This window comes from Corynebacterium sp. HMSC04H06 (assembly GCF_001815935.1).
Classification (GTDB): domain Bacteria; phylum Actinomycetota; class Actinomycetes; order Mycobacteriales; family Mycobacteriaceae; genus Corynebacterium.
Genome location: NZ_KV823458.1, coordinates 25257 through 33058, shown reverse-complemented (window position 1 = coordinate 33058; position 7802 = coordinate 25257). Strand labels below are relative to the sequence as shown.

Annotated in this window: 6 protein-coding genes; 3 read left to right on the top strand and 3 right to left on the bottom strand. The window is 65.9% G+C overall.

All coding sequences use genetic code 11. The annotated features are described in order from the left end of the window. Positions 1–33: 33 nt before the first annotated feature. From HMPREF3067_RS10485 to HMPREF3067_RS10475, 3 genes are all read right to left on the bottom strand, one after another. A complete protein-coding gene (locus tag HMPREF3067_RS10485; protein ID WP_083319281.1) occupies positions 34–1242 on the bottom strand; it encodes a glycosyltransferase family 87 protein in 1209 nt (402 codons plus the stop codon). A gap of 127 nt (positions 1243–1369) precedes the next feature. Next, entirely contained in the window at positions 1370–3223 is a 1854-nt protein-coding gene (ilvD, locus tag HMPREF3067_RS10480; protein WP_070769663.1) for a dihydroxy-acid dehydratase, read from the bottom strand. Between the two features lie 95 nt (positions 3224–3318). Further along, a complete protein-coding gene (locus HMPREF3067_RS10475) occupies positions 3319–3927 on the bottom strand; it encodes a PH domain-containing protein (RefSeq protein ID WP_083319279.1) in 609 nt (202 codons plus the stop codon). Between the two features lie 413 nt (positions 3928–4340). Between HMPREF3067_RS10475 and HMPREF3067_RS10470 the strand changes: the two genes are divergently transcribed. From HMPREF3067_RS10470 to ilvC, 3 genes are all read left to right on the top strand, one after another. Beyond that, complete coding sequence (locus HMPREF3067_RS10470; protein WP_083319278.1) at positions 4341–6176, top strand: acetolactate synthase large subunit; 1836 nt, start codon at positions 4341–4343, stop codon at positions 6174–6176. Positions 6177–6178: 2 nt separating this feature from the next. Continuing rightward, a complete protein-coding gene (gene ilvN, locus HMPREF3067_RS10465) occupies positions 6179–6694 on the top strand; it encodes an acetolactate synthase small subunit (RefSeq protein ID WP_070769661.1) in 516 nt (171 codons plus the stop codon). Between the two features lie 77 nt (positions 6695–6771). Further along, positions 6772–7788, top strand: coding sequence for a ketol-acid reductoisomerase (gene ilvC, locus HMPREF3067_RS10460; protein WP_070769660.1), 1017 nt, complete (start codon positions 6772–6774; stop codon positions 7786–7788). The last annotated feature ends 14 nt before the right edge of the window (positions 7789–7802 follow it).

The following is a 7802-nucleotide window of genomic DNA, read 5'->3' as shown; positions in this document are numbered from 1 at the left end:
GCAACGTGCCCAAGTAGGCATCGTTAGGCAAATTTAGGCAGAAAGAGGCCCCCGAGAGCGGGATTCGGTGGACAACTCCCGCCGCGGCTGCTTCAGCGCGCAGTAGGCGTACAGGGCGCCCGCGATGACAATGAGCCACACGAAGTCACTGACGAGGAACTTCTGCATGGAGTTGAGCCCGTAGACGTCGATGTCGTCGCCGAACCACCACTTGGGTGGCACAGTCAGTAAAAGTAAGGCCCAGGCGGCCACCACGGCTATGAGGCTGCCGGCGACCCAGGTCTGGTGCCGCCAAGACCACGCGCGGTAGGCCAACACCGGCAAGATGAGCGCCAGCCAGACCCAGTGGTGCGACCAGGAAACCGGGGAGATGAGAAGCATGACGACGGCGGCGGTGAGGGCGGCATCGATGTCCAGGCCGCGGCGGAAGAGGCCGCGCATGAGCCAGGCGCCAGCCCCGACGATGACCAGGACCCCGATAAGCCACGCCACGTTGATGAGCGTGCTGTGGGCCTCGGCGACCTCGGCCGAGCTGAACGCGCGCTCGAGCACGCCCTTCCACGAGCTGTTGGACTGGTAGGCGGTGCCGACGCCGAAATCATCGCCAGACCCCATGGCCAGCATTTTGCCGAAGAAGAACTCCACGAAGACGTCCCAGCGCACCGCCGCGGCTAGGGCGGTCGCGATGACGCCGGAGAAGGCGGCGGTGATAATCGGCTTGGCTTCCTTGCGGACCAGGAAATACAGCAGCATGGCGGCCGGGGTCAGTTTGATGGCGGCCGCCACCCCGATGAGCCAGCCCTGCGGCAGGTAGCGCTTGCGCGGCACGAGGTCGAAAACCACCAAGGCCATGACGACCATGTTCACCTGCGCGAAGCCGTTGTTGAGCTCGACCGGCTCGAAGCCCAGCAGCACGGCCCAGACCAAGCAGACGACCGCCAGGAAGTTGCGGCGCGCCATCGCCGGCAGGATGGAGCGGGCGACGAAAAAGAGACACGCGAGCAACAGCAGATCGGACAGCACGATCATGATGTCGCCGGCCAGGTCGTCGCTCATCCAGTCGAAGGCGGCCAGCGGCACCATCATCAGCGCGCCGAAAGGCGGGTAGATAAACGGCAGCGCGATGTCGCCGGCGTACATGGGCTCCGAATAGACCTCGCCGCCGGACAGGAAGGCCTTGACCCCCTCGCGGTAGATGATCATGTCGACGGGGAAGTCGGTGATGAGGGTATGGGCGATCATTTTGCCCACGCCGCCGAGTAGACCGGCGGCGATGAGCAGGTAGGCCAGAAGCGGCGGGACGCGGCGTTGGGTAGTCACCCCGGAGAGTGTAGGCCACTTGCCCGCGCCCCGGGGCGATCGACGTGGCCTAGTGGACGTGGCCGTCCACGACGCGCACGGCGCCGCGGTCGGCGGAGGTCGCCAGGGCGGCGTACGCGCGCAGCGCCTTGGTCACCGGCCGGTTGCGGTCCACCGGGGTGAACGGGTGCTCGCGCTCCAGCTGGGCGGCGCGGCGGCGGGCCAGCTCGTCGTCGGCGACTGCCAGCTCCAGGCGGCGGGCGCGCACATCGATGTGGATGGTGTCGCCGTTTTCGATGAGCCCGATGAGCCCGCCGTGCGCGGCCTCCGGCGAGATGTGCCCAATGGACAGCCCCGAGGTGCCGCCGGAGAAGCGCCCGTCGGTGATCAGCGCGCACTTCTTGCCCAGCCCGGCGCCCTTGAGGAACGACGTCGGGTGGAGCATCTCCTGCATGCCGGGGCCGCCGGCGGGGCCTTCGTAGCGGATGACCAGGACCTCGCCGGCCTGTACCTCCTTGTTGAGGATGGCGGAAACGGCCTGCTCCTGGGATTCGACCACGCGGGCCGGGCCGCTGAAGGTCCACAGCTCCTCTTCGACGCCGGCGGCCTTGATGACGGCCCCGTCGGGGGCCAGGTTGCCGCGCAGGACCACGAGTCCGCCGTCGGCGGAGTAGGCGTGCTCGGCGGAGTGGATGCAGCCGTCCTTTTGATCGGTATCCAGCGAGGACCAGCGGTTCGACGTGGAAAACGGCTCGGTTGTGCGCACCCCGCCGGGCGCGGCGTAGAACAGTTCCTCGGCGGCCGGGATATGGGCCCCGCCGCGGATGTCCCAGTCGTCGATCCACTGGTTGGCGTCGTCGTAGTAGACGGTGTGCACGGAGGTGTCGAGGTGGCCGGCGCGGCGCAGCTCGCCCAGGATGGCGGGGATGCCGCCGGCGCGGTGGACGTCCTCGATGTGCCACACGCCGTTCGGCGCGACCTTGGACAAGCAGGGCACGCGGTCGGAGATGGCCTCGATGTCGCGCAGGTCGAAGTCGACGTCGCCCTCCTGGGCGGCCGCCAGCGTGTGGAGGATCGTGTTGGTGGACCCACCCATGGCCATGTCTAGCGCCAGGGCGTTGGTGAACGCGGCCTTGCTAGCGATGCTCCGCGGCAGCATCCGGTCGTCTTCCTGACCGTAGTAGCGCTGGCACAGCTCGACGATTGTTTCGCCGGCTTGCTCGAACAGACGCCGGCGTTGGGCGTGGGTGGCCAGGGTGGTGCCGTTGCCGGGCAGGGCCAGGCCCAGGGCCTCGGTCAGGCAGTTCATGGAGTTGGCCGTGAACATGCCGGAGCAGGAACCACAGGTGGGGCAGGCGGATTCTTCGACGGTGCTCAGGGCGGCATCGGAAACCGCGTCGGAGGCCGAGGCCGTGATCGCGGTGATGAGATCGGTGGGCTGGTGGGCCACGCCGTCGACGACCACGGCCTTGCCGGCCTCCATCGCCCCGCCGGAGACGAAGATGGTGGGGATGTTCAGGCGCAGCGCGGCGTTGAGCATGCCCGGGGTGATCTTGTCGCAGTTGGAGATGCAGACTAGGGCGTCGGCGGTGTGCGCGTTGACCATGTACTCGATCGAGTCGGAGATGATCTCGCGGCTGGGCAGCGAGTAGAGCATGCCGGAGTGGCCCATGGCGATGCCGTCGTCGACGGCAATGGTGTTGAATTCCTTGGGCACGCCTCCGGCGGCGCGCACGGACTCGGCGACGATGTCACCGACGTTTTTCAGGTGCACGTGGCCGGGAACGAACTGGGTGAAGGAGTTGGCGATGGCTACGATGGGCTTGCCGAAGTCGTTTTCGCCGGTACCGGTCGCGCGCCAGAGCGCGCGGGCTCCGGCGGCTTGCCGGCCAACGGTGGTGGTTTTTGAGCGCAGCGGGTACATGGGGTCTAAAGCCTTGACCTTTCTACAGGCACACGGGGATATCAGGAAAGAAGAGGCAAAGCCGTACCGCCAGCGCGGATGGGGTAGCCGCGCGCCTAGTTGGGGTTCGAGTCGGTATGGGTGGCCGAGTCGCCCTCGGTGGCTTGGTAGGCAGCATACTCTTCCTTGGACATGAGAACCTGCTGCCCGTCGCGGTGGATGACCACGACCTTGTCGTCGGCGGCCTTTTTACCTGCGCTGAGCGCGTCCGGGATGCGCCCGCGGGAGGCCCGCGCCAGGTCGGGGAGTGAATTAAAGGTTACCCCCGGAAGGTTGAATTTCTTACCCTGCCGGGTGGCGGCAAAGGCGTGGGCCCACTTGAATCCGATGCCCGCGAAGTCCTCCCACGGCAGGCGGACGTCCCCGCGGAAGCCGTAGCGGATGGCGATGCCGTCCTCGCTCACCGTCGTGCGCGCCCGCAGCACCCACCAGAAAGCCAGCGCGGGGATGATGAGTAGCCAGCCCAAAACCAACGGCTTCCAGGAGATGATGAGTACCGCGATGGCGGTGAGCAGGACGATGGCGAGCAGGTTGGTGCGCTCGGGCCGAAAGACCGTGGTTTGCCCGGTCGGGGATTTAGGGGCCGTACCGGCGCGATTTTTATTCGGCGTCTCCGGGCGGGTCGGGCGGTTGGTGCGGGAGGGTCGGCGCTGCGGTGTGCTCATGGCTATCCATGCTAGTGGACGGGGGTTAGCGTGCGAAAACTCCCGACACGTTTCATTGTATGGTCAAATATGCGGATTTAATTTCAGGCAATGAGATAGCCCCGGCTAGGGGTAAAGGGGTTGTGGCGAAAATCCGGCTGTGTATGATGCAGGTCATGATCATTATTCGACTTCAGCTAGTACTCGTACCCGAGCGGCGCTCGCCGTAGCGGCTAACTGTTGTCGTATACGTCAAGCGCCCTCGACGCGGAACCACCAGAGGCAGGTTCCCGCCGGGGGCTTTGTCGTATCGGCAGACGCTGGCCGGCAATGATCATCGCCTCGCACCCAGGAGGTGGTAGCCGACATGAAATACCCCAACAACCACTAAGAACAACGACAGACAACGTATAAAACGAAGGAGCGAATCTACCGTGGCAGCTTCACCCACTCCCACGCCCGCTTCCGTGGCCGCCCGAACCGGCACTCCTGTTCGTGAGAGGCTCACCGGAGCCCAGGCTATTGTCCGCACGCTAGAGGATCTCGGAACTGAGATGGTCTTCGGCATCCCGGGTGGCGCTGTGCTCCCGTTGTACGACGCGCTGGCCCACTCGACACGCCTGCGCCACGTGCTCACCCGGCACGAGCAAGGCGCCGGGCATGCGGCCGAGGGCTTCGCCCAGGCCTCCGGGCAGGTAAGGGTGTGCATCGCTACCTCCGGCCCGGGTGCGACCAACCTGGTCACCCCGCTGGCCGACGCCATGCTGGACTCCGTGCCGGTGGTCGCCATCACCGGCCAGGTCGGATCCAACCTGTTGGGCACCGACGCCTTCCAGGAGGCGGATATCCGCGGCATCACGATGCCGATCACCAAGCACAACTTCATCGTCGCCACGCCCGAGGAAATCCCCGGAGCTATCGCCGCCGCCTTCCACTTGGCGTCTTCAGGTCGCCCGGGCCCCGTGCTGGTCGACATCCCGAAGGACGTGCAAAACGGCACGCTGGACTACACCGCCCCGACGCGCCTGGAGCTGCCCGGCTACAAGCCGGTCACGCGTCCGCACGCGCGCCAGATCAACCAGGCGGTCGAGCTGATAGCTGCTTCCCGCAAGCCGGTGCTCTACATCGGCGGCGGGGTCATCAAGGCCAACGCCGAAAAAGAGCTGCGGGAATTCGCCGAGTTCACCGGCATCCCCGTGGTGACCACGCTGATGGCGCTGGGCGCGTTCCCGGAATCGCACCCGCAGCACCTGGGCATGCCTGGCATGCACGGCACGGTGCCGGCGGTCGCGGCCATGCAGCGCTCCGACCTGCTGATCGCCATCGGCGCCCGGTTCGATGACCGGGTGACGGGCGAAACGGCATCGTTCGCGCCTGGGGCCCGTGTTATCCATGCGGACGTGGACCCGGCCGAGATCGGGAAGAACCGGGAGGTGGATATCCCCATCGTGGGCGATGCCCGCGAGGTCCTCCACCAGCTGCTGCGGGGGTTCCAGGGCCCGCGCCAGCCCCAGCTGCCCGAGCTGGACCGCTGGCGGGCTTACCTGGACGACCTGTGCGAGCGCTACCCGCGCGGGTGGGAGCCGACCACGGACGGCCTGCTCAACCCGCAGTTCGTGCTGGAGCAGCTGAGCAAGCTGGCCGGCCCGGAGGCCATCTATTGCTCCGGGGTGGGCCAGCACCAGATGTGGGCCGCGCAGTTCGTCGACTTCGAGCGCCCGCGCAGCTGGATCAACTCCGGCGGCGCTGGGACGATGGGCTATGCGGTGCCCGCCGGGATGGGCGCCAAGGCCGCCAACCCGGACCGCGAGGTCTGGGCCATCGACGGCGACGGCTGCTTCCAGATGACTAACCAGGAGCTGACGACCGCGGCTATCGAGGGCTTTCCCATCAAGGTGGCGGTCATCAACAACGGCAACCTCGGCATGGTGCGCCAGTGGCAGACGCTGTTTTTCAACGGCAACTACTCGCACACCAAGCTTCGCGAGGCAGCCACCTTTCTGCCGGACTTCGTGCAGCTGTCCCAGGCGTTGGGCTGCGAGGCCATTCGCGTGACCTGCGAGGAGGAAGTCGCCCCGGCCATCGAGCGGGCCCGCGCTATCAACGACCGCCCGGTCGTCATCGACTTCATCGTCGGCGAGGACTCCCAGGTCTGGCCGATGGTCGGCGGCGGGGCATCGAACGAGGAAATCCAGTACGCCCAGGGGCTACGGCCCCTGTTCGCGGAAGAGTCCAGCAAGGACTTGGACGCGACCGGAGAGGAGAGCTAACCATGGCAGCAACCGATGTCACCCGGCACACGCTGTCGGTGCTCGTCCAAGACGGGGAGGGGATTATCTCCCGCGTGGCGGGGATGTTTACCCGCCGCGGATATTCCATTATCTCTTTCGTCTCGGCGCGCACGGAGACCGAAGGTATTAACCGCCTGACCATCGTGGCGGATGCCAACGAGATTGTGATTGAGCAGATCACTAAGCAGCTCAACAAGCTCATTCCGGTCATCAAGGTCGTCGAGCTGGAGGAGGACTCCTCGGTCGCGCGGGCCATCATGCTGGTCAAGGTCGCGGCTGATAATGCGAACCGGCCCCAGGTGGTCGACGCGGTCAACATCTTCCGCGCCCGCGTGGTCGATGTGGCTCCCGAGTCTGTCGTCGTCGAAGCCACCGGCACCCCCGGCAAGCTCCAAGCCTTGCTGGACGTGTTGGAACCGTTCGGTGTGCGCGAGCTAGTGCAATCTGGACACGTGGCGCTCTCGCGCGGCCCCAAGGCGATGGCCCCACCCAAATAAACGAATAATCACCCTGGCCGTTTAGGCCACCGTTTTCCACCCACCAATACTAAGGAAAGAAAGTAGGTTTATACCTCATGGAAATCCAGACCTTCTACGACGACGACGCCGATCTGTCCATCATCCAGGGCCGCAAGGTCGCCGTCATCGGCTACGGCTCCCAGGGCCATGCCCACGCCCAGAACCTGCGCGAGTCCGGCGTCGAGGTCACCATCGGCCTGCGCGACGGCAGCAAGTCCGCCGAAAAGGCCGAGGAGGCCGGCTTCCGGGTCACCTCCGTCGCCGAGGCCGCCGAGTGGGCCGACCTGGTCATGCTGCTGGCGCCGGATACCTCCCAGAAGGAGATCTACGACAACCAGATCGCGCCGCACCTGCAGGACGGCGACGCACTCTTCTTCGGCCACGGCCTGAACATCCACTTCCACCTGATCGAGCCGGCCGACAACATCACCGTCGGCATGGTCGCCCCGAAGGGCCCGGGCCACCTGGTGCGCCGCCAGTTCCTGGACGGCAAGGGCGTTCCCTGCCTGATCGCCGTCGAGCAGGACCCGAAGGGCAACGGCCAGGATCTGGCCCTGTCGTACGCGGCCGCCATCGGTGGTGCCCGCGCCGGCGTCATCCCGACCACCTTCGAGGCCGAGACCGTCACCGACCTCTTCGGCGAGCAGGCCGTCCTGTGCGGCGGCGCGGAGTTCCTCATCAAGACCGGCTTCGAGGTCCTAGTGGAGGCCGGCTATGAGCCGGAGATGGCCTACTTCGAGGTCCTGCACGAGATGAAGCTCATCGTGGACCTGATGTTCGAGGGCGGTATCGCCAACATGAACTACTCGGTCTCTGATACCGCGGAGTTCGGCGGCTACCTGTCCGGCCCGCGCGTCATCGACGAGGGCACCAAGCAGCGCATGCGCGAGATTCTGTCCGATATCCAGGATGGAACCTTTACCAAACGCCTGATCGCCAACGTCGAGGGTGGCAACAAGGAGCTGGAGGGCCTGCGCCAGGAGTTCGCCGACCACCAGATTGAAAAGACCGGCGCGCAGCTGCGCGACCTGATGAGCTGGGTCAAGGTCGAGCTGACTGACACCGCCCACTAGGTTTTCAATCTATT